Origin of the sequence: Corynebacterium sp. KPL2680 (assembly GCF_040225675.1) — a bacterium.
Classification (GTDB): domain Bacteria; phylum Actinomycetota; class Actinomycetes; order Mycobacteriales; family Mycobacteriaceae; genus Corynebacterium; species Corynebacterium rhinophilum.
Window position 1 is genome coordinate 96,897 of the sequence record NZ_JBEHFM010000005.1, and the last position, 26,923, is coordinate 123,819.

Genomic DNA, 26,923 nt, shown 5'->3' on the forward strand with positions numbered 1-26,923 from the left:
CTATCCTCTCGATTGCCGGTTAACTCTCGGCTTCTGCAAATGGCTGGTGCACGGCGTCTAACTCACGCTGTGATGGCTGTGCAAACTCAATTTCTACCACTGCGTGGGCAATGTTTTCCAATCGCTCCACTTCTGTATGCACCTCGTTTTTTTCAGAGGTGATAAGGACAACGGCATCTTCGTCCGCGTTGAGCGCGCCGATGCGCGCGGTGTGGCTCGTGTCGTCGCCGCGGTTAAAAGTCACCTTCCGCCCCTTGTTGCGGCGCCAGTGACGCGGTGCGGTCAGCGGCAAATCCACACCGGGGGTAGAGACCTCCAATGTATATCCGGCGCCAAAATTCAGCTCGCCCGCCGCCTCTTTTTCATCGAAGAAGGCTGAAATATCGTCGGAGACTTCCTCCAATACGTCAGAGCTGGGCCGCCTATCGCCATCGATGCGGATGATGACCTGTGATTTCTTTCCCGCCTTGGTGGTTTTAATATCCTCCACGTCCAGCCCGCGGGCTTCTAGGCGAGGTTGGAGCAAATCAGTTAATTGTTGTGCATCTGGGAAAGCCATGCCCACTAGCCTACGTCCTTCGAGGTACAGTCTTTTGGGTGAACCGCCGACGTATTGCTTTAACCTGTGTAGCCTCGACTGCCGCGCTGCCCGCCCTCGCGGGCTGTTCCGCAGTCGATTCCGTCGTCGACTATTTTGGCCCGCGCCCAGAAGACGCGCTCGAGCGCCTCGCCGTGGCCGCCGCGAGCGATAGCCTCGCCCTCCAGGGCGTCGATGATGCGGCCGCGGATATGCGCAGCTCGCAGGCCGATGCGCTGTATGAGGAGATTGCGCGCCTCTGCGGCACCGATGACCAAGGAAACGTCCCACACAGCTGTGAGGTGGAACGCCCGACGCAGGCACCACCTGCCACAGATTCCTCCCAGCTGCTAGAAGAAGCCGCCTCTGCCACAACGGAAGCCGCCGATGAGGTCAGTTCTGAGTCGCGGCCCATAGTCACGCAACAGGCCATCACGCTTAATGCCTGGCTGCCTGGCGATGCCCCCGATATTCCCACGCTCTCCCAGCCACACCGCGAGAGCGCGGCTGCTTTGTTGCAGTGGGAATACGAGCAGATCTTTGGCCTGGATTTCGCTCGGGCTTATAGCGATCCTGCTGCCGAGGGGCGCATCGATAAGCTCTTAAGCCTCCATCACCGCCGCATCGACCAACTGCAAGAGGCGCTTAGCCAGAATGGCGAGGCTCCCCAGCCGGAGCCTGCCTATTCTTCCGGCGCAGCCACGCTTCCCAGCGATGCGGACTCCGCTGCAGCCTTCCTCGATACCTTGGTTGAACTAGACGCAGACAAGTGGCACGCGGCTGCGGTGGCTGCCGCACAACAAGAAAGCCCAAACCAGGAGTGGCTGAACTGGTTAATCGGCATCGCCGCCGAAGCCAAGGCCGCATAGCTTCGAGTATTGACCCACCGTGTCTACCTGAATATTCACTGTTCGGCGGGCAGAGAAAAGTCAGCGAGTTATAGGCCGATATTCATTGATAATTCGTTCGGCCCTTACGTAATTTGGTGGATTACGTGCTTGGTGGAGATACCACAAGCCCCAAAAACACAATGAGAAGGAGTGCTTTCTCAATGCGTACGAAGAAGACTTTGCTCACTATGGCCGCAGCTACGTTGGGCATCGCGGGCATTGCCGCCCCTGCCACCAACGCCGCCCCGGAAAGCGCGTGGGACCAGGTCGCCGCGTGCGAGTCCGGCGGTGACTGGCACATCAACACCGGCAATGGCTACCACGGCGGTCTGCAGTTCTCGCAGCAAACCTGGGCCGGTAGCGGCGGCACCCAGTACGCGCCTACCGCTGATCAAGCCACCAAGCAACAGCAGATCGAAATCGCTGAAAACGTTCTTGCCACCCAGGGTGCTGGCGCATGGCCTAATTGCGGCGGCCCCGTGGCTGGCTAATCGGCTTCCTCCCACAGCGGTAGCGTGATGCCGCCGCCAGCGCGGCATCACGCAGACAACCGACTCCCCCCGGTATTCTTCTCGGACCCTATTGCCCGGGAAAACAGGGGAGTCGGTTCTTTTTGGTTTTATGCCCTACCCTGCGCAATCTTCCATGCGTAGCGAATCAACGGAATCTGCAGCGGCAGCCGAATGATGTGATAAAGCTTCTTCGGCCATCCTGCGTCGCGCTCGATCCAGGCGTGGTACATATTCGCCGGCCACACGGCAAGAAATAGCGCCGCGGCTGACGCGCCGCCGGATTCGCGGGTGGCGCGATCGGTAAGCAAACAGCCCGTAGCTATTTCCCAGGCGCCGGAGGCAAAGTTATACAACCGCGGCGAGCCCGGCAGCTGCGGCGGCACAATGGATTCGAAATTCTTCGCGCGTAGGAAATGCAACGCTCCCATGGCGATAAGAGCCGTGGGAAGCACCTTCTTATTAAGTCTCATGCTTCCCCACGATACCTTGCCGCTGCTTATGAGCGCTGGGCCTTGGCGCGGTGCTTTGAGCTAAGCCCGCACCAACTCGAGGAGTTTATCCACGATTTTCTCCGCTGGGACCTCCAGCGTTTCCTGCCCGCGGATGCGCAGCTCGATGATGCCATCTTTGAAGGCGCGTCCCAAGATGGCCACAAACGGCATGCCGAGCAGCTCTGCATCCTTGAACTTCACGCCTGGAGAGACCTTAGGGCGGTCATCGAAAAGCACCTCAAGGCCCGCCTGGGACAGCTCTTCTACCAACTTATCGCCGGCCTCCATGGCCGCTGCATCCTTATTCGCCACCGCCACGTGCACCTGGTACGGCGCCACCGCAACCGGCCAATTCAGGCCCTTATCATCGTGGCGCTGCTCTGCCAGCACGGCCAGCATGCGGGAGATGCCGATACCATAAGAGCCCATTGTGGGAATAGCGCGCTTCCCGTTTTCATCAAGAATCTGCACGTCAAAAGCCTCGGTGTACTTCCGGCCCAACTGGAAGATGTGGCCCAGCTCGATGCCGCGCTGCAAAGCCAAGGTGCCCTGGTTATCTGGTGCGGGATCGCCCTCTTTAACCTCGGCCGCTTCCACAAACTCATCGACGTGGAAATCGCGGCCTGCCACGCAGCCCACGACGTAGCAGCTTTGTGCATCGGCGCCGGTGATCCAGGAAGATCCCTTGACCACGCGGGGATCGGCAAAGACCTTCACGCCATTGGAATTCAGCACGCGAGGGCCCACAAAGCCCTGCTCCAAGAAATCGTATTGCGCGTAAATCTTATCGCTTGCCAGGCTGAACTCTGCCGGTTCCAAGGCCGCTTCAAGGCGCTTGGGATCTAGTTCGCGGTCGCCCGGAATCAGCACGGCCGCCAATTCCTTCTTCTCTTCATAATCCTCTAGCGCCGGGTGGGTTACCTCCACCATGACGCACTTGAGGATATCTGTGGCCCGAACCTCATGACCGTCGACCGCAATGTCCTCGGTCTTCGCCCAGTGCACAAGCGCTTCAATGGTGGCGGCATCCGGGGTCCGGTATTCCTTTGCCGCCGGCTGGCCCGCGATGTCCTTTTCTGGGGGCGCTTGGGTCACGACCGCCTCTACATTGGCTGCATAATCGCCCTCAGTAGAGCGAACAAAAAGGTCTTCGCCCACCTCAGAAACTGCCAAGAACTCCTCGGAGGCGGATCCGCCCATCGCCCCAGAAGTGGCCTTACAAATGGCGTAATCGATTTCCAAGCGGTCAAAAACATTTTGATACGCCTTGCGGTGGCGGGCGTAGGAGGAATCGAGGCCCTCATCGTTCATATCGAAGGAGTAGGAATCCTTCATCACGAACTCGCGCCCGCGCAGCACCCCGGCGCGGGGACGTTCCTCATCGCGGTACTTGGTTTGAATTTGATACAGCGTGACTGGGAAATCCTTGTACGAGGAGTACATGTCCTTAACGGCATTGGCAAACATTTCCTCGTGCGTGGGGCCCAGCAGCAAGTCCGCGTTCTTGCGGTCCTGCAGCCGGAATAGGTTGGGACCGTATTCCACCCAACGGTTGGTCTTTTCATAGGGCTCGCGCGGTAGCAGCGCCGGGAACAGCATCTCTTGCCCGCCTATGGCGTCCATTTCTTGGCGTACTACGTCTTCAATCTTGCGCAGGGTGCGCAGCCCCAACGGCAGCCAGGTATAAATGCCCGGCGCGACGCGGCGCACATAACCGGCACGCACCAGCAGCTTGTGGCTGGGGACCTCGGCATCGGCTGGGTCCTCACGAAGGGTGCGGAGAAATAGTTCAGAAAGGCGGGTAATCATGGTCAAAATATACATCGCTACCCTATCTATATGCTCATTGTCCTCCCTCCTTCAGAAACCAAGGCTCATGGCGGCACGGGAAAGCCGCTTGATTTTGCCAACCTATCTTTTCCCGAACTAAGCGATACCCGGCGCGAAATCGCTGCTGAGCTGCAGTCTCTTCCCATCGATGAGGCGATGGTTGTGCTTAAGCTCTCGGAGAAGCTACGCAGTGAGGCTGAATCGAACAATCAGCTTTTTACCACCCCCACCATGCCGGCACTCGAGCGCTATACTGGCGTGCTTTTTGATGCACTTTCTGCATCCACCCTTCCCTCATGGCAACGCCTTGCTATTGGCGATGCCCTCTTCGGGCTCCTGCGCGCGGACGACCCTATCCCCCATTACCGCTTATCGGGCGGTACCAAGCTGGGCGGTCGCACCATGAAGTCTTATTGGGGCAAGCAGGTAACGCAGGCGTTAGAAAACATCGATGAGCTGGTTGTGGATCTGCGCTCGGGCACCTACCAGCAACTGGGCCGGCTGCCTTCGGCCGTGACGGTGCGGGTAGAAAGCGTGCAGCCGGATGGCTCGCGCAAAGTGGTCAGCCACTTTAATAAGCACTATAAAGGCCTGTTGGCCCGGGAGCTGGCGCTTTCGCCTGCCGATGCCTTCAGCGCCGCCGATGTCGCCGCTATTGCGCGCGCTGCCGGCATGACGGTAGAAGAACCACCGCACGGCTCAAGGGAGCTTACCCTCGTCGTATCCCCATAAGGTGTGAGTGTCCGCGGGGAGCCTAGACCACGGCGCGGCGTCGCTGGACGGCCGCGGCCCCGCCGAGGACCGCTACCACCATGGCCAAGACGATGACTCCGGATGCCCATTGCGGGGCCATGAGCCCGAAGGTGTCTTGGCCTTGAAAGAAGGTGCGCAGGTTGGCATCGGGAAAAATCTGCAGGATGATTTTGGCCCAGCCCATGTCCATCGAGGTCAGCACGCTTTCGATGACGAAGTATTCGATAATGAGCAGCATGGCCGCAAAGGTGCCGCTGCGCAGGATATAAGCCAGGCTGGTGGCCAGCAGGGTATAGACGATGTATTCCATAAAGGTAAACAGAAACACGGCGTTATCCGGGTAGTGCACGAAGCTGGAGAAGTCATACGAGCTGCCGAGCGCAGCGTTAAACAACATTCCGAGGACGCCGGCCAGGCCCGCGGCGGCGACGTTGGCCACGGTAATGACGAGGATTTGGCTCGAAAGCACCTGCAGGCGCCGATTGGTAGATAGGTAGCTCCAGGCTACGGTGCCTTTTTGTAGGTCTCCGCCGACTAGCGTGGCCGAGGAAAAGATCATGATGACCACGGCAAAGATGGCGCCGATGGCTAGATCGGAGGATTGGAGGGCGCTGTCGTCAGTGCGGAGAGCTCCCATCAGCACGTTGGCGGCTGTTAGCCCAACGGTGATGATAGCGAGGTAGACCCACGTAGAGCGCAGGGAAAATATCTTGCAGGATTCGGAAACGATGGTACTCATGGCTCGTCATCTGCCTTTCTTAAGCGAGTTATGCGGAGCGGTAATCCAGGTGATCTGCGGTAGCGCCAAGGAAGGCGTCTTCTAAGGAGGGGTGCTTGACCTCAAGGCTGCTGATGCGGATGCGGTGGTCAAAGCACAATTGGCCGACCTCATCGCGGTCTAGGCCGGTAATGCGCAGCACTTCCCCATCGAAGGAGGTTTGTGCCTGCGAACCGTGCAGCAAGCGGGCCAGTTCTTCTGGTTGGTCCACCACGACCTCCACGGTGGCGGCACCGGAGGCATTGACGAATTCTTCTACCGTTCCTTCGCCAACGAGCTTGCCCTTGCCGATGACCACCAGGCGGTCCGCCGTCAGCTGCATTTCTGACAACAGGTGGGAAGAAACCAGCACGGAGCATCCCCCAGCGGCGAATTCCCGGATGCGGTCGCGCATCCAGTGAACGCCCTCGGGGTCGAGGCCGTTGACAGGTTCATCGAGAAGCAAGTGCTTAGGTTCTCCCATCATGGCGCAGGCAAGGCCGAGGCGCTGCTTCATGCCAAGCGAATAACCCCCGATGCGCTTTTTCGCCACCTTTCCGAGCCCAACGCGCTCCAGGGTGTCATCGACGTGATCCATCGATACCCCCTGCAGCGCCGCCATATAACGTAGGTGCGCGCGGGCGCTGCGGCCGGGATGGAACCAATTGGCATCAAGCAAGGTGCCCACCGTGGAGGCGGGATCGGGTAGTTCGCGAAATGGGGTGCCATCGAATGTAGCGGTGCCGGAGGTGGGATTTTCTAGCCCCACGCACATGCGCATCGTGGTGGATTTGCCGGAGCCATTGGGCCCCAAGAACCCGGTGACTTGGCCATCGGGAACCTCAAAGGAGAGGTTGTCTACTGCTGTAAAGGAACCGTACTTCTTGGAAAGCTGTGTGACTGTGAGCATGGTTTTATCGTGTCGTTTTCCCGGCGCGATGTAACCATCCTCGAGGCGGATTTAGCCGTTCATCCCTGGGGATGAGAAAGCAGCTCTTCCACGGTGACCACCCCATGGGTATAGGCATACAGCACGGCCTGGACGCGGTCGCGCGACCCGGTCTTGGTCAGCACGTGGCGCACGTGGGTCTTGACCGTTGCCATAGAGACAAACTCCTCTTCAGAGATTTCGGTATTGGAATACCCCAGCGCCATAAGCCTTAAAATATCCATCTCGCGCGGGGTAAGTTCCGCGGACGGCGGAGCCGTCGCGGTGGTGGCGCCTGGCTGTGCATCCGCAGCGGTGTGCGCAGCCGAGTGCGCCTTCCTGCTGTCCCCACCCTCCTCGCTGCGGACTTGTTGGAGCACCTGAGCGGTAATGCGCGGTGAGAGCACGGCCTCGCCTGAGTGCACGGTGCGAATGGCTGAGAGCAGCTCCTCGGGTTCGACGTCTTTGAGCAAGAATCCGGATGCCCCGGCAGAGATTGCGCCGTGGACAAAGTTGTGATCATCGAAGGTGGTCAGCATGATGACCTTGGTATCTGGGAATTCAGGGAGCACTTCCTCCGTGGCCGCAATGCCATTGACCCGCGCCATCTGCACGTCCATGAGGATGATATCGACGGGCTCTTGCCGCGCCAGGTCCAGTACCTCATCGCCGTCGGAGGCCTGCCAGACCACGCTCATATCCTCCTGCGAGCCAATCAGCATGGCGAACCCGGCGCGCAGGAGCGGTTGGTCATCGACAAGCGCAATGCGAATGGGCTCAGGTTCCTGTTCCGGATTAGACATGCGGTATCTCCACGGTGATTGCAAACGTTTCATCCTCGGCCTTGGTGGACACACTGCCACCATAGGCCTTCACACGCTCTTCCATCCCGATGAGCCCATAGCCGGGACTGTGGTCCTCGTCCGGCTGCGCCATGGGGTTGTACCCTTCGATAGTGAGCGTCGACTTATCGCTGCGAAAGCGCAGAGTTCCCCTGTTCTGGCTCGAGTATTTCAGCATATTCGTCAGTATCTCCTGCACGATGCGGTAGATGGTGAATTGATAAAGCTCGTCGCTATCGGCGGGTAGCTTTTCCATGCCGTAAACGGTGATATCGAAGCCGGCGCGCCGGGCCTCCGAAAATAGGCCTGCGATGTCTGAGGTGCCTGGGGCTTTGGTTTCCCCGCGCGCGTCTTCTTCGCGCAAGACGGATAGCAGGCTACGCATCTGTTTTAGGGATTCGCGGGAGGTGGAGGCGATGGTATCGAGCGCCTCCGTGGCTACCTTGGGGTCTTTTGCGGCGGCGAACCGGGCGCCATCGGCAAGCGCAATGACCCCGGCGAGGTTATGGGCGACGATATCGTGCATCTCGCGGGCGATGCGGTTGCGCTCCACGGCGCCGGCCATCTCCGCGCGCTCGATGAGCAGCTGTTGGCCCTCCCGGCGCTTCCGGTTATTGGTGCCGAGCAAGTAGAAAAAGCCGAGGACCGGCCAGCCGAGCAAGACCGTGCCGGCATAGGCAAGCAGCGGGCTCATGGTCGCATCGCCCAAGCCGATATCGCTGCCCGCGAAGACCTTTTCACCAAACAGGCTTGCGGTGGTTCCCGCCAGGGAGCCCAGGGCAATCCATGCAAGCCAGATATAGCGCAAGCGCTTGCGCGAGTGCGTGCCAATGAGAAAAGCCGTGTAGGCGAAAATCGGGGCGTGGAAGTTCGCCAGGGAGGCCAAGGGCGTAAAAATGCACAACGTCATGGTGCCGGCGATGAAGAAAATGGACTTTTCTTGCAGCTTGGGATGCAGCCACAGCGCGAGCGGAATGCCGACGGTGTACAAGACCGCCACGATGGCCTGGAAGGGTGAATCGGTGTGCAAAAAGTTCGCGGCGTTGGGCAAAAGCACGCCGAAGAACACGGGGATGAGGATTCGCCACGGCGGGCCAATCCAGTCGCGCAGACGATCCGGCCAAAGCTTAGACATAAGGGCAAGGCTAGCGCAGAAGCTAACCCGCCGGCCTCATCCTCAGGGCTGACTAGACTGGCTGGCATGCAACTCCAGTTCTTTGAAGTCGATGTCTTTGCCACCTCGGCGTTTTCCGGTAACCCGCTCGCCGTCGTGGCCCATGCCGATGGGCTCTCGACGCAACAGATGCAGGCCATCGCGCACTGGACCAATTTTTCTGAAACCACGTTCTTGCTCGAGCCCACCGATCCCGCGGCGGACTATCGCGTGCGCATTTTTACCCCGCACGAGGAGTTTGATTTCGCCGGCCACCCCACCTTGGGTAGCGCCGCCATCTGGCGGGCGCTCAGCAATGAACCTCAGAAGGAAGGCACCATAGTGCAGGAATGCGGGGTGGGGTTGGTCTCCGTGCGCGAGAACGAGGGTATTTATTCTTTTGCCGCCCCGCCTCTGCGCGCTAGTGGGCCACTGAGCAGTGCTGAGCTTGCAGAGGCCTGTGCGGGATTGAATATCTCGGAAGCAGACGTCCTTGATTCCGCCTGGGTGGATAATGGGCCCGGCTGGCGGCTTATACAGCTGCGCGATGCCGCGGCCGTGCGCGCGGTTCAGCCCGCTGCCACTCGTCCCAAGGTGGGCGTGGTGGGAATGCGTGATAGCGCCGCAGACGCGGGCTCCGCTGCCTATGAAGTGCGCGCGTTTACCGCAGAATTCGAGGATCCCGTCACCGGCTCTTTCAACGGCGGGGCCGCGCAATTCATGCGCTCGCGCGGGCTGGTTCCCGCCCGCTACACCGCCTGCCAGGGCAGCCAGCTGGGAAGAAACGGCGAGGTCTTTATCCACGATGACGGCACCGATATTTGGGTCGGTGGCCGCGTCCACATCCGCGTGCAAGGACAATTGGAGGTCTAAAATGCACCTACACCACGACTATGCCGATCACCTGCCGGAATTTGTGGCGGCAACCCACGGCGAAGAACAACCGGATCCTAAGCTCGTAGTCCTCAATGAAGAGCTGGCAGTGCAGCTGGGCCTGGATACTGACTGGCTGCGCTCTGCAGACGGCCTGGATTTCCTTTTAGGCCGCGACGGCGGGCATGCCATGGCCTATTCCGGCTTCCAATTCGGTTCCTTCAACCCACAGATGGGAGATGGCCGGGCCATGCTCTTGGGCGAGGTGGACAAAGACGGAAAACTTTGGGATCTCCACGCCAAGGGCACGGGGCTTACCCCTTATTCGCGGTTGGGTGCCGATGGCCGCGGCACCCTCTCGTCCATGCTGCGCGAGTACTTGGTTTCTGAGGCCATGCACGCCCTCGGCGTACCCACCACCCGCTCGCTTGCTGTGATTTCTACCGGCCGTCCCATCCAGCGCGGCCACGTACAGCCGGCTGGCGTCCTGGTCCGCGTGGCGGCAAGCCATATCCGGGTCGGAACTTTTCACTATGCCGCGCAGTCTGGCCACCTCCAAGACCTCGCGGACTATGCCATAGCGCGCCACTACCCTGGGGCAGATTACCGGGAGTTTTTCCAAGGTGTCATGGACCGCCAGATTGCCACCGTGTCTTCGTGGATGCGCTTGGGCTTTATCCACGGGGTGATGAATACGGATAACACCACCATCTCCGGCGAAACGATTGATTATGGCCCGTGTGCCTTTATGGAGTCCTACTCACCCGATACGGTCTTTTCCAGCATTGACCAGCAGGGACGCTATGCCTTTGGCAATCAACCAGCGATCTTGGGCTGGAACCTCGCCCGGCTCGCGGAATCACTGGTGCCGCTATTCGATGCCGATATCAATGCCGGGGTCGACTTCGCGCAAGAAACCATCAATGGGTTTCAGGAGAAATTCGCCTCCCAGCGCCGCAGCGATCTGGCAAGCGCCCTCGATACCTCCACCGAGGTAGCCTCGGCCTACTTTACTGCCATGCAGCTTTACCGGCCGGATATCACGCTGGCGCACCGTGCGCTTGCCGATGCCGCCCGCGGCCGCACCCTTCCTGCCCAAGAACTCTTCGCAGACACGGACTTCATGGATAGCTATCTAGCCACTCACCCCTCCCCGGATGCCGTGGATGCTGCCATGCCCCGGGTCATTCCCCGCCATATGGCCGTCGAAGCCGCACTGCGCGCCGCTGAGGCAGGCGATATGCAGCCCTTTACTGATCTGCTCCACGCCGCGACCCATCCGTGGCAGCCGAATCCGTCTTACGAACAACCCGATCCGGATGGGCTTGCAGGTTTTCTTACCTACTGCGGCACCTAATTTTCTAACAACTCCGAATTCAGGGGTTGGGCATCACAAAGCCCTCCGCGCAATAGGTTTTGCACGGAGGGCAGGGGCCAGGAATTAGCCCAAAGCCGAAGGGTGGGTGTTTAGCGCTCCAGCTTCAGCGTCTTCTGGGTGTATTCCCACATCTCGTTGTAGAAGTCCTCATCATTGGCCAGCTTCATGCCGTAGGACGGGACCATCTCGCGAATCTTATCGCTCCAGTCAATCATGCGCTCGCCAAAGCAACGCTCGAGCAGCTCCAGCATGACGGCTGGGGCAATGGAAGCACCCGGGGAAGCGCCGAGCAGGCCGGCAATATTGCCTTCCTGGTTATTGACCAATGCGGTTCCGAACTCGAGGGAACCGAAACGCGGTGCGCCTGCAGGCTTAATGACCTGTACGCGCTGACCGGCAATCACGGTCTCCCAGTCGCTTTCCTTCGCATTCGGGACGTATTCGCGAAGGGACTCGACGCGGTCAGAAAAGTCCTTGCGCACCTCATCAATGAGGTACTTGGTCAGGCCGAATTCCTGTACCGCAACACCCAGGTAGGAGGTGATGTTATCCGGGCGGATAGACTTGAAAAGGTCCAGGTAGGAACCCTTCTTCAAGAACTTCGGGCTCCAACCGCCGTACGGGCCAAACAGCAGGCCCTTCTCGCCGTCGATAACGCGGGTATCCAGGTGCGGCACGGACATCGGAGGAGCACCCACTGCAGCCTTACCGTAGACCTTGGCCTGGTGCTGCTCAATGAGCTCCGGGTTCTTGGCACGCAACCAGAGACCGGAAATGGGGAATCCGGCGTATCCTGCCACTTCCTTCACCTTTGCCTTGCGGAGCAAGTCTAGGGCGTAGCCGCCGGCACCGACGAAGACGAACTTCGCCTTCACCACGGTGATATCGCCGGTGTGCTTATTTTTGGAATAGACCTTCCAGTCATTTCCATCACGGTCGATATCGAAGACATCGTGGCCGTAACGGATCTCCGTACCAGATGCGCGCGCAGCGGTCAGGAATTGCTTGGCCAGGGCGCCGAAGTTCACATCGGTTCCGACTTCGGTCCAAGAGATAGCGACCTTATTGGAAAAGTCGCGGCCGTCAGCCATGAGCGGCAGCTTCTCCGCGAAGGTGGATTCGTCATCAGAGAACTGCATGCCGGGGAACATGTGCTTTTCACTCAGCACCTCGTAGCGGCGCTTCAGGTAGTCCGCCTGGATTTCACCTTGAGCGAAGGACACGTGTGGGACTGGGTTGATGAACTCGCTAGGTTCAGTCAGGATGCCGTTGTTGAGCTGGTGGGACCAGAACTGGCGCGACTTCTGGAACTTCTCGTTGGTGGCAATGGCCTTAGAGATATCAATGCGGCCGTTCTTCTCTGGCGTGTAGTTGAGCTCGCACAGGGCGGAGTGACCGGTACCAGCGTTATTCCACGGAGAGGAGGATTCCAGGGCGGGGCCATCAAGGCGCTCAAAGATCATCTGGGTCCAGCTGGGCTCCAACTCGCGGAGCATAGCGCCCAGGGTGGCGCTCATGATGCCGGCACCAACCAGTGCGACATCGACCTCATCTACAACTTGTGCTGTCTTCTTTGCTGAGGACACTGTGTTATAACCTCTTCGAATTGAAAATTTATATACATCGGCGCGTTCTGCACCATATATTTTAAGCGCTTTGCGCCCCACACCGCGACTGTTTTGCACAGCCAACCTGCCGATGTGTCACGCATTAACGCCTTACCTTACGCTTTTCTCCACTCGATTGGTTTTTCTCCCCCACCCTGGCCGCCACATTATAGGACGCCGTGTAATACACTTCACATTGAGTGGAAGTAATGGCAGGTCACGCAGCTACCGTAGCGAACCCCTAGAGTTGACTAGACTCGTGTCATGGCTACAGCAACTCCGTCATGGGGGCCCGATATCCTCGGCCCCGATTTTCAATCAGCCACCCTCGACCTTGGCCCCGATCCCGATGGCGAGGGGGACGTTGTCACCACCCTCGTCCATTACGCACCAGGATCAAGCGAAGGCTCCGGGGCGGCGGGCTCTGCCGATTCTTCATCGCCTTCCCGCCCGGCCCTGGTGTGGCTGCACGGGATGACTGACTACTTCTTTCACTCACACGTTGCAGAACACTTTGCGGCGCAAGGCTATGACTTTTATGCGGTCGATCTGCGCAAATGCGGCCGCTCGCATCGCCCGGGCCAGTCCTGGCACTACGTTTCAGATTTGTTCTTATACAACGCGGATCTTTCCGTGGCCCTCGATGCCATTGCGAATGACAAGGTAATCGTTATGGCCCACTCCACCGGTGGCCTGATTGCGCCGCTATGGATGGACTTTTTACGCCGCCATGATCCGGAGCGGTTCTCCCGCCTTAAGGGGCTGATTCTCAATAGCCCTTGGCTCGACATGATGGGCGTTCCCGGTTGGGCAGTCTCCGCGCTGAAGCCTGTCATATATTCCACCGCCAAAATTGCACCCAAGACCGCCTTGTTTGGGGGCAACCTCACTGCCTACGGCGAATCGGTGCACAGTGATTACTACGGCGAGTGGGACTATGACCTCAGCATGAAACCCCTAGCCGGGCATAAAAAATATATCGGATGGTTGGCCGCCGTATTCCACGGTTTCGATGCCATTCACAGCGGCCGTATTAACACCGGAGTCCCCGTATTGACGCTGCAATCTACCCGCTCCCTATTGGGAACTCCGTACTGCGATGCGGTCAATCATGCGGATTGCATCATCGATGTCGCCCAGACCCGGCGGTGGGCAAAAGAGCTCGACGCGCACTACACGCTGTATTCCATCGAAGGCGCGCGCCACGATGTCTTTTTATCCCTCCCCCACCCCCTAGAAGAGGCCTTCGCAGCGTGCGATGCGTGGCTTCCCACCATCGTGGAAGCCCCTACACCAGCATAAATACCCGAATTGGACACATGAATTAAGGTACAGATATGACCACAATTGATACAGCAAATACTCCTGCCGCAGAGGAACACTTCGACCTCATCATCATCGGCACCGGTTCCGGCAACTCCATTGCTAACCGCGACTTTCACGATAAGAAGATTGCCATCATCGAAAAGGGCCGTTTCGGTGGCACCTGCTTGAACGTCGGCTGCATCCCCACCAAGATGTACGTCTACGCCGCCGATGTCGCCCTCGCCGCCCGCGAAGGCGAGCGCCTCGGCATTGATGCCCAGGTCAACAACGTGGAGTGGAGCTCCATCGTGGAGCGCGTCTTCCACAACCGCATTGACCAGATCGCCCAAAGCGGCGAGGACTACCGCCGCGGTGACAAGACCCCAAATATCACCGTCTACGATGAGCACGCTCGCTTCGTTGGCCCTAAGACCATCCAGACCGGCGATCACGTCATCAGCGCCGACCAGATCGTCGTCGCTACTGGCTCCCGCCCGGTAATCCCTGAGGTCTACGCCAATTCCGGCGTGAAGTACTACACCAACGAAGACATCATGCGGATGGACCGCCAACCAGAAAGCCTGATCATCGTAGGCGGCGGCTATATCGCCATGGAGTTTGCCCACGTCTTCGATGGCCTCGGCACCAAGGTCACCGTGGTCAACCGCAGCGAAACCCTGCTGCGCCACCTCGATTCCGATCTCTCCTCGCGCTTCAACGAGCTTGCCCGCGAGCGTTTTGATGTGCGGATTGCTAATGGCACCAAGCTGGAAGAAACCGACAAGGGTGTGAAGCTCGAGCTCGATAATGGCGATACCCTCGAGGCAGATGCGATCCTGGTCGCCACTGGCCGCAAGCCGAACGGCGATCTCATGGATGTGGACAACGCCGGCATCAAGCTACTGGACAATGGCCGCATTTCCACCGATGCTCATGGCCTCACGGATGCAGAGGGCGTATGGGCGCTTGGCGATGTCTCTTCGCCCTACATGCTCAAGCACGTTGCCAATGCCGAAGCCCGCACCATCCAGCACAACCTGCTCCACCCAGAGGATCTGCAGGAGCTTCCGCACGACAACGTTCCTGCCGCCATCTTCACCCACCCACAGATCGCTACTGTGGGCTTGAAGGAAGAAGAAGCTCGGGAGCAGGGCTTCGATGTCACCGTGAAGATTCAGAACTTCGGCGATGTGGCCTACGGCTGGGCCATGGAAGATACCACGGGTATTTGCAAGCTGATTGCGGACCGCAAGACGGGCCAGCTCCTCGGTGCCCACTTGATGGGCCCGCAGTCCTCCACCCTGATCCAGCAGCTGATTACCGTAATGACCTACGAGATCGACCTGCGCGACTTTGCCCGCAAGCAGTACTGGATCCACCCAGCTCTTCCTGAGGTCGTAGAAAACGCCATCTTGGGTCTCGAGTGGGACTAAAGCCCCAAAGGCCCCATAGCTAAAGCCGCCTCCCCGACCCTCGCGCAGTAATTCACGCGAGTGAAAAAGGAGGCGGCTTTCGCTGTGCCTCGGGCCTTTTAAGAAGGGCCGCAGCGGTTAATCCTCATCTGGGATGGTCAGGATTTCATTGCCATCCTCTGTAATGACCAAGGTGTGCTCGAACTGGGCGGTGAACTTACCGTCTCGGTTCTGCACGGTCCAGTCATCATCCCAAATATCGTAATCCAGCGAACCCAGGTTAATCATCGGCTCTACCGTCAAGGTCATGCCCGGTTCCAAGATATCGCGGTACGTGGTGGAATCGTGGTGCAAGACCACCAGCCCATTGTGGAAGGTGGGCCCTACGCCGTGACCGGTGAAATCACGTACAACGTTGTAGCCAAAGCGCTTGGCATAAGACTCGATAACGCGGCCGATAACGTTGATCTCACGGCCCGGCTTTGCGGCCTTAATGCCGCGCATCGTGGCCTCTTTGGTGCGCTCTACTAATAGTCGGTGCTCCTCAGATACGTCACCGGCCAAGAAGGTAGCGTTATTATCGCCGTGCACGCCATTCTTATAAGCAGTGACATCGATATTGACGATGTCGCCCTCTTCAATCACGGTGGTATCCGGAATGCCGTGGCAGACGATTTCATTAAGCGATACACAGGTGCCCTTGGTAAATCCCCGGTATCCCAGGGTGGACGGGTACGCACCGTGGTCACACATATACTCGTGCGCCACGCGGTCGACCTCATCCGTCGTTACGCCAGGCTTTACCGCCTTGCCGGCTTCCTTCAGCGCGTTGGCCGCAATCTTGCAGGCCTCCCGCATCTTCTCAATCACTTCGGGGGACTGTACAAATGGCTCGCCGATGGCCTCTTGTACCTCGTCTTTCCACACGTATTCCGGGCGCTCGATGTCATCTGGCACCGGCCGGATGGGGGTTGGTTTACCTGGCTTCAATTTTCCACGAGTACTCATAATTGCCCATGGTAGTCCTCATACCGGTTAGCGCAGTATCCGGGTACCGCGTCCGAGGCCGCGGCTTACTCCACCATCGGTGCTGGGCCATCATTGGGGCGCGAACGGTATTCATCCAACTTCTGCAGGAAATTATCCGTGATGGCTACCGAAGATTCAGAGCCGCCGCCCAGCACGATGAGCGTGGCGAAGGCGATATCGTCTTCTTCCCGGTAGCCCGTAAACCACGCGTGTGAGCCTTCATTAATCTCGGCCTCACCAGTCTTGCCGTAGATGGTTCCGCCTGCTTGCATGCCGCGGGCGGTACCGCTAGTAACCACTTGGCGCATCATGCCGCGCACGTTATTCAGCACGTGCTCTGGGATCTGCGCCGGCTTATCCGATGCCTTGGTCTCACGGCCCTCAATAAGCTTCGGCGTTGGGGTCTTTCCCGCCGCCACAGAAGCAGAAACCAAAGCCATGCCGAACGGACTAGCGAGGTCGTAGCCCTGACCATAACCGGCTTCGGTGCGCTCCAGTACTTCCTTACCCTCCGGAATCGAGCCGGTAGTGGTGGTGAGCCCGGGGATTTCATAATCCACCCCAAATCCAAACTTCTTGCCGGTTTCCTTCAACTCACCGGGTGCCAGCTTGGTAGAAATATCGGCGAAGGTGGTGTTGCACGATTGGGCGAAGGCTTGGCTTAACGGAACATTGCCGAGCGAAAACGCGTTGTAGTTGGTCACCACGCGGCCATAGATATTCATCGTGCCGGGGCACGGAACGATGGTATCCGTGGTTAGGTCTTGCTTTTCCACACCTGCAGCGGCGGTAAGGATCTTGAAAACCGAGCCCGGCGGGTATTGGCCTTGCAGGGCGACGTCGCCGTCTTCGTCCGCCTTTTCGGTCTGCGCCACCGCCAGGATATCGCCATTGGAAGGCCGGATTGCTACCAGCATGGCCTGGGCGTCCGAGCGCTGATCCACCGCTTCTTGGGCCGCGCGTTGGACGTCATAATCGAGTCCAACCTTGATTGAGGGAGCGGCCTCTGGCGCATGCTTTTCGACATCGGAAAGCGCCGCACCATTTTCATTGACGACGGCGATGGACCAACCTGTCTCGCCGTCGAGCTCGTCATTGACGGCCGAACGCACGCGAGATAAGAGATCGGGCGCAAGGCCGCGGTCCCGGGTCACCAGCGCGGGTTCCTCATTAATGCGAACGCCGTCCATCCCCTCCATCTTGGCGCGGATGACAGACTCCTGTTCTTCTGTATAAAGCCCCACCGAATAGGCAGAATCTGCCTTTTCTAGTTTTTCGGCGAGATCCTTGGCGTCTACCTCCGCGATCGAATCGTCCTCGCGGTGCGCCGCAGCTAGGGCGCTGCTGACCTTGGAGGCCGTGGGGCGGACATCGGAAAGCGAGCTAGTATCCACGATGACGCGGTAATTCAGCCCAGGACTCATCAGCTCCACCCCATTGGAGGAGACGACGCTGGCGCGCGTAGCTTCCAAGGCGCGCAGCTCCAAGTGCTGGTGCGCGCCCAAGTCCGGGTGAATTATGCTGGGCTTCCACCGCACCGTCCATTCATCTTCGGCCTTGGTCAAGGTCATCTGCGTGGTATAGCTCAGGCTGCGTTCCTTGGGCAGATCCCATTTGACCTTATAATCCGCCGTGGCCATGGTTTCGTTCTGCTTTATCCCCTCGAGCTCAATATCGAGACCCTCTGCCTGCAAACCCGAGTACGTAGCATCGAGGGCCTGTGTGGCGTCATCGGGGGAATCTGTAAGCTCCTCCAAGCCCTCGTTATTTCGGCTCTCCATGCCTTCAATGAACTCTTCTGCCACCGGCTCTGCAGATACGGGCTTAGGGGTACAAGCAACCACACCAGTTGCAGCAAACGAGACTGTAGCAACCAGTGCGAATAACTTCTTCATGCTTTGGCACATTAGCAGCGCACGCAGCAAAAAGGACTGCCCCACACCGAAGTGCAGGGCAGTCCTTAAAAACTACCGCGTGGAAGGAAGCTGCTTACTGCGTCACGCGAACATCGGCCTTGGCGCCATCCACGGCTTCGATACCTTGCTCATCTGCAATGCGCATTGCCTCTTCAATGAGGGTCTCCACGATCTTGTCTTCCGGCACGGTGCGCACCACTTCGCCCTTGACGAAGATTTGGCCCTTGCCGTTACCGGACGCCACGCCTAGGTCGGCGTCACGGGCCTCACCAGGTCCGTTGACAACGCAACCCATGACGGCAACGCGGATGGGAAATTCCATGCCCTCGAGGCCGGCGGTAACTTCTTCCGCCAGCTTGTACACGTCCACCTGCGCGCGGCCGCACGACGGGCAAGACACGATTTCCAGCTTGCGCGGGCGCAAGTTGAAAGACTGCAGAATTTGATCGCCCACCTTGACCTCTTCTTCAGGCGGAGCTGATAGCGAGACGCGAATCGTATCGCCAATGCCCTCTGCCAAAAGGGCGCCGAAAGCAACGGAAGACTTAATGGTGCCCATGAACTTCGGGCCCGCTTCCGTCACACCCAAGTGCAGTGGGTAATCGGTCTGCGCGGCCAGCTGGCGGTAGGCTTCCACCATCAGGACTGGGTCAGAGTGCTTAACTGAGATGGCGATATCGCCAAAGCCGTGCTCCTCAAACAGGCCCGCCTCCCAGATAGCGGACTCCACGAGCGCCTCTGGGGTGGCTTTGCCGTACTTTTCCAACAGGCGCTTATCCAGCGAACCGCCATTGACGCCAATGCGGATGGGGATTCCCGCATCGCCAGCGGCCTTCGCCACTTCCTTAACGCGGCCATCAAATTCACGGATGTTGCCGGGGTTGACGCGGATTGCCGCGCAGCCAGCATCGATGGCCTGGAAGATGTACTTGGGCTGGAAGTGGATATCCGCAATGACCGGGATCGGGGATTTCTTGGCGATGGTCGGCAGAGCCTCCGCATCCACCGGCTTAGGGCAGGCCACGCGCACGATATCGCAGCCAGAGGCAGTAAGCTGTGCGATTTGCTGCAGGGTGCCATTGATGTCGTGGGTCTTGGTATTAGTCATCGACTGCACCGAAATTGGGTAGTCAGAACCAACGCCCACTGGGCCTACGTGCACTTGCCGCGTTTTCCGGCGCGGGTGCAATACTGGCGGAGGCCCGTCAGGAATTCCTAGACCGATAGGACTAGACATGAATGCTCCTTATTTCTAGCTCGTGGCTCGTTGCTAAATGTTATTGCACAATAAGTGTTGAACGTCCCCACTCTAGCACTAGATGGTTAAGCGCTAAAGTGCCCGCTCGCGCTGCACACGTGCGCTAAGCGTTGGGCGCTCTACTCACGCCGCGCGGCGGGAACAACGGCTAACGAACCTAGCCAAATAGTCTGATCGGATTAACCACATCCGCGATGATGATCACTACGCCCAGCGCCATAAGTAGGGCCGCCATGACATAGGTGATGGGCATAAGCCGGGTGTAATCGGCAGGACCCAGCGGCTGCTTGCCCATCAATTTGCGAATGCCATCGCGAATCTTCTCATACAAGATGATCGCGATGTGGCCGCCGTCAAAGGGCGGCAGCGGAATGAGGTTAAAAATAGCGAGGAAGAAATTCAGCGTCGCCAGCATCATGAAGAACGATGCCCACAGGGAACGCTCCACGAGTTCGCCACCAACCCGCGACGCACCGACTACGGACATCGGCCCGTTCACATCCCTCTCGTGACCAAAGATGGAGGCCACCACGCCCGGTACCTTAGCGGGGAATTGTTTGATTCCCTCCACCGTGGCCTCGAGCGAATAGGTGGTGAAATGCCACGTTGCAGGAACCGCCTGTGTTGCTGAATACTTCTCGACGATGTCGAGGACCTCATTGCTCAGCCCGATCGATCCGGCATCCACCAATTCGCCCTGTTGATTCAGGCGCTTGACCGTTTCCAATTCGATGGAGAAGTCTTTTTCCGCGCCGTCGCGCTCTACGGTAAGCGTCACGGTCTCGCCGGGACGTTGCATTACCTCATCGCGCAATTGCGTAAAGGAATCCAGGTGCTGGCCATCAAGCGCGAGAATGATATCGCCTTCCTGGACACCGGCCTTACCAGCGGGCCCGTTGCCAGTGCACGATTCCAGCTCCTGGTTTTCTTTTTGGTCTGCGGTGCAGACTACGTCCCCCACCCGCGGGCGCACATCGGCATCGGGATTGGGTAGCCCAGCCGTCATCGCCACGAAATACAAGATGACAAAACCGAGGATCAGGTTGACCCCAATACCGCCTGCAAGGACGATGATGCGCTGCCACCATGGCTTTTTATACATCGCATAGGGCTTTTCTTCCTCCGTAAGGAATTCATCCTGCGCGGTCATCCCGGCGATATCGCAAAATCCACCCACCGGAAACGCGGCGAGACCGTATTCGGTATGCCCCTTACGGAAGGAGAAAATGCGCGGGCCAAAGCCGATAAAATACCGCCGCACCCGCATGCCAAAGGCGCGGGCCGTAAACATATGCCCCGCCTCATGGAGTGCCACGGTCAGCCCAATGCCAAGGGCGAACAACACAATGCCCAGCAAATTTGCCATTAAAGAAAGCTTTCTAGTCAGCTAAACGGTCAATGCGCGCATTCGCACGCCTGCGAGCCTCACCTTCTACGGCGAGGATTTCATCGAGGGTAGAGACTACACCAGCAAACTGGGAAGATTCCCCGAGGATCTCGCCTACGACATCAACAATCTCTGGGAGGTGGATACGCCCGGCCAAAAAGGCCGCCGCGGCCTCTTCATTGGCAGCGTTATAAATCACTCCCGTCCCCTTCGCCGCAGCCTCGCGGGCGAGGGATACGGCGGGAAAGGCGGCATCATCAAGCGGCTCAAAATGCCACGTATGCGCCTGGGAAAAATCGAGGGCCGGCTGCGCCCCCGGTACACGCTGGGGCCAATTCAAGGCTAGGGAGATGGGCAGCTTCATCGATGGCGGAGAAGCCTGGGCGATAGTGCAGCCGTCTTTAAAGGTGGCCATCGAGTGAATGACCGACTGCGGGTGAACCGTGACTTCGATGCGCTCTGGCTCAATATCAAAAAGCAGAGTCGCCTCGATGAGCTCGAGCCCCTTATTGATCAAGGTGGCGGAATTCAGCGTATTCATCTGCCCCATGGACCACGTGGGGTGCTGCGCGGCTTGCTGCGGGGTAACGTCCCACATCTGCTCACGCGTCTGACCGCGAAAGGGGCCGCCCGAGGCTGTGAGAACGAGCTTGGCCAGCTCGCCTTTTTCGCCCGCGCGCAGGCATTGTGCCATCGCAGAGTGCTCCGAATCCACGGGGATGATTTGACCTGGCCGCGCGGATTTCGTGACCAAAGTGCCGCCGGCAACCAAGGACTCCTTATTCGCTAGTGCGAGGTACTCGCCCATGTCCACCGTTGCCAGGGTGGCTTTGAGCCCGAGGGAGCCCACTAGGGCGTTGAGCACGGTATCGGCAGGAACCGAGCGCACCAGCTCTTCCGCCGCACCATCGCCAGAAAGTACTGTGCCGCCTAAAGCCGCAGAAACCTCCGCAGCCGCCGCAGGTTGGGCCACGGCAATGTGGTCAAACGAAAGGTGGAAGGCGCGGGCCTGCTCAATGATCTGCTGCGGATGAGAACCGCCCGCAGCAATGCCCACGACCTCAAACTTATCGGGGTTATCCGCAATTACTTCTAATGCTTGCGTGCCAATAGAGCCGGTGGAGCCGAGAATAAGTATTCGCTGAGTAGTCACCCCTCTACCCTAGCGGTCATTTATGTAGCCCTGCTATGGGGTGGAGCCGGGCAAGAAGGCGGGGGTGTTTAATCGCCTTTGCAGCCACGATGTTTTAAAATAGTAGGCAGTCAAATGGCATTGGTGTGCCCCTCGATAATGGACACACGCGATAGCGAAGGAGAGCAAGTGTCTTCCCACAAGCCGGTACCGCAGGTTTATGACGGTGTTTCTACCGAAGATGTTCCATCCGCAGGCTTCGGTTGGTCCCGCATCAGCCGCTCTGGTGTGCAAATCGCGGGTTGGATCTCCGTGATTTTCATGATTGGTTTCAACTTTGGTAACCACAAGGGCCACGTGGAGACCGTCTGGCTCGTCACCCTAACCGTCCTTCTGGTTGTGGGCCTGCTCATCTTCACCTTCGAGCCGAAGCTCAACCAGGTGCGCACCATCACCTCTAATAATAAGCCGGCCGACCACCAAGAACGTGACTGGATTTATGACCAGAAGACCGTTTCCGGTGCCTACACCGAGTTGACCGACTCCCAGCTGCGCGCGTTGAATATCGAGCCTTCCCGCGTATCCCACCTGCGTGTTGACTCTGCCTCCGATGCTGCCGAGGTAAGCACCGGCAAGCACGCGCTGTAATCCTAGCTACGAAAACCGCCGAGTCTTCCTCATTGCGAGGAAGCCCGGCGGTTTTGTGGTTTGCCGGGCGTGTAGTTGTGCTGCCCCGCATACGCCAACACCCGCAAATACTAAAGACAAAGCCACCTAGGTACTTTCAGACTATGCCTAGGTGGCTGTGGCGACCTGCCGGTTCTGGCTTAGGCCGACATGTCTTCTCGCTCATCGGCGGCAAGCTGGCCACAGGCTGCAGCGATTTCATCGCCCTTAGTATCGCGCACAGTGCACGGCACTCCTTGCGCCTGGACGCGGCGCACGAATTCATCGAGGCGTGCCTGGGGAGCTGCGTCCCACTCTGAACCCGGTGTCGGGTTAAGCGGGATCACGTTGACGTGCACCTTAGAGCCAAGTTTCTGGTGCAACTTCCGGCCCAGCATATCGGCGCGGAAATCCTGATCGTTCTTATCCCGGATGAGGGCGTACTCGATAGATACACGGCGGGCGGATTTATCGGCGTAGTACCGTGCGGCATCGAGGACTTCATCAACGGACCAACGATTATTGACCGGCACCAAGTTATCGCGCAGTTCATCATCCGGAGTGTGCAGCGACACTGCAAGCGTGCAGGCAAGGTCTTCGTCCGCAAGCTTGCGAATGGCAGGTGCCAAACCCACGGTGGATACGGTCACATTGCGCTGCGAGAGCCCAAAGCCCGTCCCATCTTGGCCGGTAATCTGGCGCACCGCCTGAACCACACGCTTGTAATTTGCCAGCGGCTCGCCCATCCCCATGAAGACAACATTGGATAAGCGTCCGCCTTCGGCTGCCATCGCCGCGGCTGCATGACGGAACTGTTCGACGATTTCGCCGGTAGAAAGGTTGCGGTCTAGCCCGCCCTGGCCGGTGGCGCAAAACGGGCAGGCCATTCCGCAGCCAGCCTGAGAAGAAATGCACAAGGTAGCGCGGCCGGGGTACCGCATCAAGACAGACTCCAAAAGGGTGCCATCGTGCAAGCGCCACAAGGACTTAGTGGTCTCCCCATCATCCGTAGAAGTCGTACGAATAGGCTTCATGAGCTCAGGGAAGAAGGCGTCTTTGACCTCCTCGCGCTTGCCGGCGGGGATATCCGTCATCTCTTCGACATCGTCCGTGAGATGCTCGTAGTAGTGCTTAGCTATTTGCTTAGCGCGGAATTTAGGTAGACCGATTTCTGCGAGCTTATCAATGCGCTCGCTTTCAGAGAGATCCGCAAAGTGCTTCGGTGGCAGTCCGCGCCGCGGCGCGGAGAAGTTAAGTTTTACTGGTTGAGCCATAATGATGCCCATCATTCCACGGTTTACCGGAACTTTTCCAATTGTGAACGCCTCATTTTATAGCCAAGTGGAATTTTGGAAGGGTTTACAGAAATAATGGACATATGACCAATCCGAAATACCCTGAAGATGACTTTTCTACCTCCGATGATAAGGCCACCGCGGCAGAAGATAATGCCGCTCTGACCGAAACCGGAAGCAAGGAAGTCTCCACCGACACCGGCACCACTGAGCCTGCTTCCGCCCCACAAAAAGCCCAAGGCTCATTCGCCGCTAGCACTTGGGCAGCGCTCATCGTGGGCTTCCTCTTGCTGATCGTATTAATCATCTTCATTCTGCAAAACCAGCAAGAAGTTCCAATGAACTTCCTCGGCTGGTCGGGTCAGTTCCCGGCGGGCATTGCCTACTTGATGTTCACCATCGGCGGCGCGCTCATCATGGCGCTTGTAGGTGTGTGGCGCATGCTGGAATTGCGCCGCCAATTGCGCAAGCAGGCCCAAGGCTAAATAGCCCTACCGCCGCTTTCTCCTGCCTCGGAACGTTATTCCAGCAATGCAGTGGGAAGCGGCGGTTTTATATTCAGCCCCCTTTGACACGCGGTGGTTTCAGCTCGGATTAGACCGCAAGGTTTGCCATAAAACTAATGGCCACCCAAGTAACCATGGCAGAGGGCAGCATGCCATCAAGGCGGTCCATAAGGCCGCCGTGCCCAGGGAGAATGTGGGACATGTCCTTAATGCCCAGCTCTCGTTTAAATTGCGATTCCACCAAGTCACCCAGCGAAGCGCAAATAACAAGGCCAAGGCCCATCAAAGCACCTACCCACGCCGAGTGGTGCAAGAGGAAGTGGACGGAAAGCGCCCCAACGATGACGCCGAAGGCTATGGAGCCGCAAAAGCCCTCCCAGGACTTCTTCGGGCTCACGGCCGGTGCCATGGGGTGCGAGCCGAACATCACACCAACGATATAGCCACCCGTATCAGAGGCGACCACGCACAACATAAAGACTACGATGGAAGCGGCGCCGCTGGCCACTGGGGAAGAAATCAGCGACAGCATGGCTGCAAAGGTCGCGAAAAGCGGAATCCACGTCAGCACGAAGATACCGACGGACATGTCCCGCAGGTAATTAATGGGTGGGCGATGCCGACCGTTATGAAAAAGCCTGCCGAACATCAAAATGAGGACTGCTGTGACATATACGGCCACGAGGCCGGGCGCGCCAAGCGGCCAGGAAATCCACACCATGGCTTGACCCAAAATGATTAACAGGGTGCGCGGGATATAGTACGAGTTCTCCCGCAAGCGGGTAAGAACTTCCCACATGGCCCCGCCGACCGCGACTGCTACCACCGCATACCAAGCCAAGGGGCCAGCCCAGACGGCGAGGACGACGAGGGCGCCGAGCCCCACGCCTACTCCAATAGCCGCCGGCAAGTCACGGCCGGGACCATTTTTCGGCTGCGGCAATCGGCGGTTCAAGGCGTCACTCACCGTGACCGGCTCCTTTCACTTGGCGTTGTATGCGCGTCGCGGGGCTTGTCTATTTCCTATACAAAAATACTACGTATAGAAAAGCGCCGCCGGCCGATTGGGCGCGGCGGCAGCGGAAAAGTCCTAGACCTCCATCAATTCGGATTCCTTGTTTTCCACTAGCTTGTCAATCTGCTCGACGTAGCCAGCGGTAATCTTTTCCATTTCCTTCTCTGCGGCAAGGACCTCATCCTCGCCCTCTTCGCCATCCTTTTGGAGCTTCTTCAGCTGTTCCATGGCCTTGCGGCGAATATTGCGGATTGCGATCTTGCCGTCCTCGCCCTTGCTCTTAGCCAGCTTGACCATTTCCTTACGGCGTTCCTCGGTCAGCTGGGGAACGGTCACACGCAGTACGTGACCGTCGTTGGTGGGGTTAACGCCCAAATCCGAGTTGCGGATGGAGTTTTCAATCTCTTGGATCATGGACTGCTCGTATGGCTTGATGAGCAACATGCGCGGCTCTGGGACAGAGATGGTAGCCATCTGAGTAATCGGCGTCGGCGCACCGTAGTACTCCGCGATGAGCCCGTTGAACATCGCCGGGTTCGCGCGTCCGGTACGAATGGTCACCAGCTGCTCGCGGGTGTGCTCGACGGAAGCGGTCATGTGCTCTTCGGCTTCGAGCTGAATGTCATCGATCATGAGGCTGAATCATCCTTCAACGTTGAGGGGTAGCTGTATAAAAGGTAGCAGGTTCTGTGTCGTTTTAGAATTAGGACTGCACCAGCGTGCCGATAACCTGGCCGCTGGCCGCGCGGGCGATATTTCCCTCTTCTAGGAGGTTGAAGACCAAGATCGGCATGTCATTGTCCATGCACAGGCTAAAGGCGGTTGCATCGGCAACCTTGAGACCCTTTTCAATGACCTCGCGCGGAGTAATTTGGGTGTAGAGCTCCGCATCCGGGTTCGTGCGTGGGTCATCGGAGTACACGCCATCAACGCCCTTGGCCAAGAAGAGCACATCGGCGCCAATTTCCAAGGCGCGCTGCGCGGCCGTGGTATCCGTGGAGAAATACGGCATGCCCATGCCGGCACCGAAGATAACCACGCGGCCCTTCTCTAGGTGTCGGTCAGCGCGCAGCGGCAGGTACGGCTCGGCGATTTGCGCCATGTTGATAGACGTTTGCACACGGCAATCAACGCCCTTTTGCTTCAAGAAGTCCTGCAGGGCCAACGAGTTCATGACTGTGCCCAGCATTCCCATGTAGTCAGAGCGGGCGCGATCCATGCCGCGCTGCGAGAGCTCTGCTCCGCGGAAGAAGTTGCCGCCGCCGATCACCACGGCGATTTCGATCCCCTGCTCAGCTACTTCAGCGATTTGGCGAGCTACATTTTCGACAACGTCCGGGTCAATTCCGACTTTGCCTCCGCCAAACATTTCGCCGCCGAGTTTCAGCATTACTCGTTTGTATCCGGTTCG

The 26,923-nt window shown here is 58.4% G+C and carries 26 protein-coding genes; 9 read left to right on the top strand and 17 right to left on the bottom strand.

Features of this window, described 5'->3' with window-relative positions:
• Nucleotides 1–19: 19 nt before the first annotated feature.
• Nucleotides 20–559: a ribosome maturation factor RimP gene (rimP, locus tag ABRP66_RS04080; protein WP_284769616.1), complete on the bottom strand. Its 540-nt coding sequence runs from the start codon at nt 557–559 to the stop codon at nt 20–22.
• Between the two features lie 38 nt (nt 560–597).
• Between rimP and ABRP66_RS04085 the strand changes: the two genes are divergently transcribed.
• Complete coding sequence (locus ABRP66_RS04085; protein ID WP_284769615.1) at nt 598–1,446, top strand: DUF4439 domain-containing protein; 849 nt, start codon at nt 598–600, stop codon at nt 1,444–1,446.
• 182 nt (nt 1,447–1,628) lie between these two features.
• Nucleotides 1,629–1,958: a transglycosylase family protein gene (locus ABRP66_RS04090; protein ID WP_502879903.1), complete on the top strand. Its 330-nt coding sequence runs from the start codon at nt 1,629–1,631 to the stop codon at nt 1,956–1,958.
• A gap of 128 nt (nt 1,959–2,086) precedes the next feature.
• On the opposite strand, the gene ABRP66_RS04095 is transcribed toward ABRP66_RS04090, so the two are convergent.
• Nucleotides 2,087–2,449, bottom strand: coding sequence for a DoxX family protein (locus ABRP66_RS04095; protein WP_284782145.1), 363 nt, complete (start codon nt 2,447–2,449; stop codon nt 2,087–2,089).
• Nucleotides 2,450–2,509: 60 nt separating this feature from the next.
• Nucleotides 2,510–4,279: a proline--tRNA ligase gene (locus ABRP66_RS04100; protein ID WP_349838377.1), complete on the bottom strand. Its 1,770-nt coding sequence runs from the start codon at nt 4,277–4,279 to the stop codon at nt 2,510–2,512.
• Between the two features lie 30 nt (nt 4,280–4,309).
• Here ABRP66_RS04100 and yaaA point away from each other — a divergent pair, with 30 nt between their 5' ends.
• Nucleotides 4,310–5,032: a peroxide stress protein YaaA gene (gene yaaA, locus ABRP66_RS04105; protein WP_284769612.1), complete on the top strand. Its 723-nt coding sequence runs from the start codon at nt 4,310–4,312 to the stop codon at nt 5,030–5,032.
• A gap of 22 nt (nt 5,033–5,054) precedes the next feature.
• Here yaaA and ABRP66_RS04110 read toward each other — a convergent pair whose 3' ends face one another.
• Genes ABRP66_RS04110 through ABRP66_RS04125 form a run of 4 tightly spaced genes read right to left on the bottom strand, consistent with a single transcriptional unit; the run spans nt 5,055 to nt 8,715 of the window.
• The gene (locus ABRP66_RS04110; RefSeq protein WP_349838372.1) at nt 5,055–5,792 is read right to left on the bottom strand and encodes an ABC transporter permease; all 738 of its coding nucleotides are present in this window, start codon (nt 5,790–5,792) and stop codon (nt 5,055–5,057) included.
• Nucleotides 5,793–5,820: 28 nt separating this feature from the next.
• Nucleotides 5,821–6,720, bottom strand: coding sequence for an ABC transporter ATP-binding protein (locus tag ABRP66_RS04115; protein ID WP_284782146.1), 900 nt, complete (start codon nt 6,718–6,720; stop codon nt 5,821–5,823).
• A gap of 59 nt (nt 6,721–6,779) precedes the next feature.
• The gene (locus ABRP66_RS04120) at nt 6,780–7,541 is read right to left on the bottom strand and encodes a response regulator (protein ID WP_284769609.1); all 762 of its coding nucleotides are present in this window, start codon (nt 7,539–7,541) and stop codon (nt 6,780–6,782) included.
• Complete coding sequence (locus ABRP66_RS04125) at nt 7,534–8,715, bottom strand: sensor histidine kinase (RefSeq protein ID WP_349838373.1); 1,182 nt, start codon at nt 8,713–8,715, stop codon at nt 7,534–7,536. The genes ABRP66_RS04120 and ABRP66_RS04125 overlap by 8 nt, the downstream gene beginning before the upstream one ends.
• Before the next feature lie 66 nt (nt 8,716–8,781).
• On the opposite strand from ABRP66_RS04125, the gene ABRP66_RS04130 reads away from it, so the two are divergent.
• On the top strand, nt 8,782–9,606 hold the full coding sequence (locus tag ABRP66_RS04130) for a PhzF family phenazine biosynthesis protein (RefSeq protein ID WP_349838374.1): 825 nt from the start codon (nt 8,782–8,784) through the stop codon (nt 9,604–9,606).
• Nucleotide 9,607: 1 nt separating this feature from the next.
• On the top strand, nt 9,608–10,963 hold the full coding sequence (locus ABRP66_RS04135; RefSeq protein ID WP_349838375.1) for a protein adenylyltransferase SelO: 1,356 nt from the start codon (nt 9,608–9,610) through the stop codon (nt 10,961–10,963).
• 110 nt (nt 10,964–11,073) lie between these two features.
• Here ABRP66_RS04135 and mqo read toward each other — a convergent pair whose 3' ends face one another.
• Complete coding sequence (mqo, locus tag ABRP66_RS04140) at nt 11,074–12,570, bottom strand: malate dehydrogenase (quinone) (RefSeq protein WP_284782151.1); 1,497 nt, start codon at nt 12,568–12,570, stop codon at nt 11,074–11,076.
• A gap of 285 nt (nt 12,571–12,855) precedes the next feature.
• Here mqo and ABRP66_RS04145 point away from each other — a divergent pair, with 285 nt between their 5' ends.
• Nucleotides 12,856–13,893, top strand: a complete 1,038-nt coding sequence (locus ABRP66_RS04145) for an alpha/beta hydrolase (protein WP_284851988.1) — start codon at nt 12,856–12,858, stop codon at nt 13,891–13,893.
• A 35-nt stretch (nt 13,894–13,928) separates the two neighbouring features.
• On the top strand, nt 13,929–15,329 hold the full coding sequence (mtr, locus tag ABRP66_RS04150) for a mycothione reductase (RefSeq protein WP_284782153.1): 1,401 nt from the start codon (nt 13,929–13,931) through the stop codon (nt 15,327–15,329).
• 117 nt (nt 15,330–15,446) lie between these two features.
• Here mtr and map read toward each other — a convergent pair whose 3' ends face one another.
• From map to dxr, 5 genes are all read right to left on the bottom strand, one after another.
• Nucleotides 15,447–16,316, bottom strand: a complete 870-nt coding sequence (gene map / locus ABRP66_RS04155; RefSeq protein ID WP_284784337.1) for a type I methionyl aminopeptidase — start codon at nt 16,314–16,316, stop codon at nt 15,447–15,449.
• A gap of 65 nt (nt 16,317–16,381) precedes the next feature.
• The gene (locus ABRP66_RS04160; RefSeq protein WP_349838376.1) at nt 16,382–18,232 is read right to left on the bottom strand and encodes a penicillin-binding transpeptidase domain-containing protein; all 1,851 of its coding nucleotides are present in this window, start codon (nt 18,230–18,232) and stop codon (nt 16,382–16,384) included.
• Nucleotides 18,233–18,326: 94 nt separating this feature from the next.
• The gene (gene ispG, locus ABRP66_RS04165; RefSeq protein ID WP_284782159.1) at nt 18,327–19,490 is read right to left on the bottom strand and encodes a flavodoxin-dependent (E)-4-hydroxy-3-methylbut-2-enyl-diphosphate synthase; all 1,164 of its coding nucleotides are present in this window, start codon (nt 19,488–19,490) and stop codon (nt 18,327–18,329) included.
• Between the two features lie 178 nt (nt 19,491–19,668).
• Complete coding sequence (locus tag ABRP66_RS04170) at nt 19,669–20,877, bottom strand: M50 family metallopeptidase (RefSeq protein ID WP_284769601.1); 1,209 nt, start codon at nt 20,875–20,877, stop codon at nt 19,669–19,671.
• Nucleotides 20,878–20,890: 13 nt separating this feature from the next.
• Entirely contained in the window at nt 20,891–22,051 is a 1,161-nt protein-coding gene (gene dxr / locus ABRP66_RS04175; protein ID WP_284782161.1) for a 1-deoxy-D-xylulose-5-phosphate reductoisomerase, read from the bottom strand.
• A 138-nt stretch (nt 22,052–22,189) separates the two neighbouring features.
• Between dxr and ABRP66_RS04180 the strand changes: the two genes are divergently transcribed.
• Complete coding sequence (locus tag ABRP66_RS04180; RefSeq protein WP_284769599.1) at nt 22,190–22,678, top strand: DUF2631 domain-containing protein; 489 nt, start codon at nt 22,190–22,192, stop codon at nt 22,676–22,678.
• Nucleotides 22,679–22,857: 179 nt separating this feature from the next.
• Here ABRP66_RS04180 and rlmN read toward each other — a convergent pair whose 3' ends face one another.
• Complete coding sequence (rlmN, locus tag ABRP66_RS04185; protein ID WP_284782162.1) at nt 22,858–23,970, bottom strand: dual-specificity RNA methyltransferase RlmN; 1,113 nt, start codon at nt 23,968–23,970, stop codon at nt 22,858–22,860.
• A 104-nt stretch (nt 23,971–24,074) separates the two neighbouring features.
• Between rlmN and ABRP66_RS04190 the strand changes: the two genes are divergently transcribed.
• On the top strand, nt 24,075–24,476 hold the full coding sequence (locus tag ABRP66_RS04190; RefSeq protein WP_284769597.1) for a LapA family protein: 402 nt from the start codon (nt 24,075–24,077) through the stop codon (nt 24,474–24,476).
• Nucleotides 24,477–24,585: 109 nt separating this feature from the next.
• On the opposite strand, the gene ABRP66_RS04195 is transcribed toward ABRP66_RS04190, so the two are convergent.
• From ABRP66_RS04195 to pyrH, 3 genes are all read right to left on the bottom strand, one after another.
• Entirely contained in the window at nt 24,586–25,464 is an 879-nt protein-coding gene (locus ABRP66_RS04195; RefSeq protein WP_284769596.1) for a phosphatidate cytidylyltransferase, read from the bottom strand.
• A 123-nt stretch (nt 25,465–25,587) separates the two neighbouring features.
• A complete protein-coding gene (frr, locus tag ABRP66_RS04200) occupies nt 25,588–26,145 on the bottom strand; it encodes a ribosome recycling factor (protein ID WP_284769595.1) in 558 nt (185 codons plus the stop codon).
• 70 nt (nt 26,146–26,215) lie between these two features.
• Nucleotides 26,216–26,902 (bottom strand): UMP kinase, encoded by a 687-nt coding sequence (gene pyrH, locus ABRP66_RS04205; RefSeq protein ID WP_284769800.1) that lies wholly within the window; start codon nt 26,900–26,902, stop codon nt 26,216–26,218.
• Nucleotides 26,903–26,923 lie beyond the last annotated feature (21 nt).

Bases quoted from the DNA above. Each gene is read 5' to 3' on its own strand.
- frr (WP_284769595.1), bottom strand. From the start codon at position 26,145: ATGATCGATGACATTCAGCTCGAAGCCGAAGAGCACATGACCGCTTCC.
- ABRP66_RS04180 (WP_284769599.1), top strand. From the start codon at position 22,190: ATGGACACACGCGATAGCGAAGGAGAGCAAGTGTCTTCCCACAAGCCG.
- rlmN (WP_284782162.1), bottom strand. From the start codon at position 23,970: ATGGCTCAACCAGTAAAACTTAACTTCTCCGCGCCGCGGCGCGGACTG.
- map (WP_284784337.1), bottom strand. From the start codon at position 16,316: ATGAGTACTCGTGGAAAATTGAAGCCAGGTAAACCAACCCCCATCCGG.
- ABRP66_RS04095 (WP_284782145.1), bottom strand. From the start codon at position 2,449: ATGAGACTTAATAAGAAGGTGCTTCCCACGGCTCTTATCGCCATGGGA.
- ispG (WP_284782159.1), bottom strand. From the start codon at position 19,490: ATGTCTAGTCCTATCGGTCTAGGAATTCCTGACGGGCCTCCGCCAGTA.
- ABRP66_RS04135 (WP_349838375.1), top strand. From the start codon at position 9,608: ATGCACCTACACCACGACTATGCCGATCACCTGCCGGAATTTGTGGCG.
- ABRP66_RS04120 (WP_284769609.1), bottom strand. From the start codon at position 7,541: ATGTCTAATCCGGAACAGGAACCTGAGCCCATTCGCATTGCGCTTGTC.
- mtr (WP_284782153.1), top strand. From the start codon at position 13,929: ATGACCACAATTGATACAGCAAATACTCCTGCCGCAGAGGAACACTTC.
- ABRP66_RS04110 (WP_349838372.1), bottom strand. From the start codon at position 5,792: ATGAGTACCATCGTTTCCGAATCCTGCAAGATATTTTCCCTGCGCTCT.
- ABRP66_RS04115 (WP_284782146.1), bottom strand. From the start codon at position 6,720: ATGCTCACAGTCACACAGCTTTCCAAGAAGTACGGTTCCTTTACAGCA.
- ABRP66_RS04090 (WP_502879903.1), top strand. From the start codon at position 1,629: ATGCGTACGAAGAAGACTTTGCTCACTATGGCCGCAGCTACGTTGGGC.
- ABRP66_RS04160 (WP_349838376.1), bottom strand. From the start codon at position 18,232: ATGAAGAAGTTATTCGCACTGGTTGCTACAGTCTCGTTTGCTGCAACT.
- pyrH (WP_284769800.1), bottom strand. From the start codon at position 26,902: ATGCTGAAACTCGGCGGCGAAATGTTTGGCGGAGGCAAAGTCGGAATT.
- yaaA (WP_284769612.1), top strand. From the start codon at position 4,310: ATGCTCATTGTCCTCCCTCCTTCAGAAACCAAGGCTCATGGCGGCACG.
- ABRP66_RS04125 (WP_349838373.1), bottom strand. From the start codon at position 8,715: ATGTCTAAGCTTTGGCCGGATCGTCTGCGCGACTGGATTGGCCCGCCG.
- ABRP66_RS04130 (WP_349838374.1), top strand. From the start codon at position 8,782: ATGCAACTCCAGTTCTTTGAAGTCGATGTCTTTGCCACCTCGGCGTTT.
- ABRP66_RS04170 (WP_284769601.1), bottom strand. From the start codon at position 20,877: ATGGCAAATTTGCTGGGCATTGTGTTGTTCGCCCTTGGCATTGGGCTG.
- rimP (WP_284769616.1), bottom strand. From the start codon at position 559: ATGGCTTTCCCAGATGCACAACAATTAACTGATTTGCTCCAACCTCGC.
- ABRP66_RS04190 (WP_284769597.1), top strand. From the start codon at position 24,075: ATGACCAATCCGAAATACCCTGAAGATGACTTTTCTACCTCCGATGAT.
- ABRP66_RS04100 (WP_349838377.1), bottom strand. From the start codon at position 4,279: ATGATTACCCGCCTTTCTGAACTATTTCTCCGCACCCTTCGTGAGGAC.
- ABRP66_RS04145 (WP_284851988.1), top strand. From the start codon at position 12,856: ATGGCTACAGCAACTCCGTCATGGGGGCCCGATATCCTCGGCCCCGAT.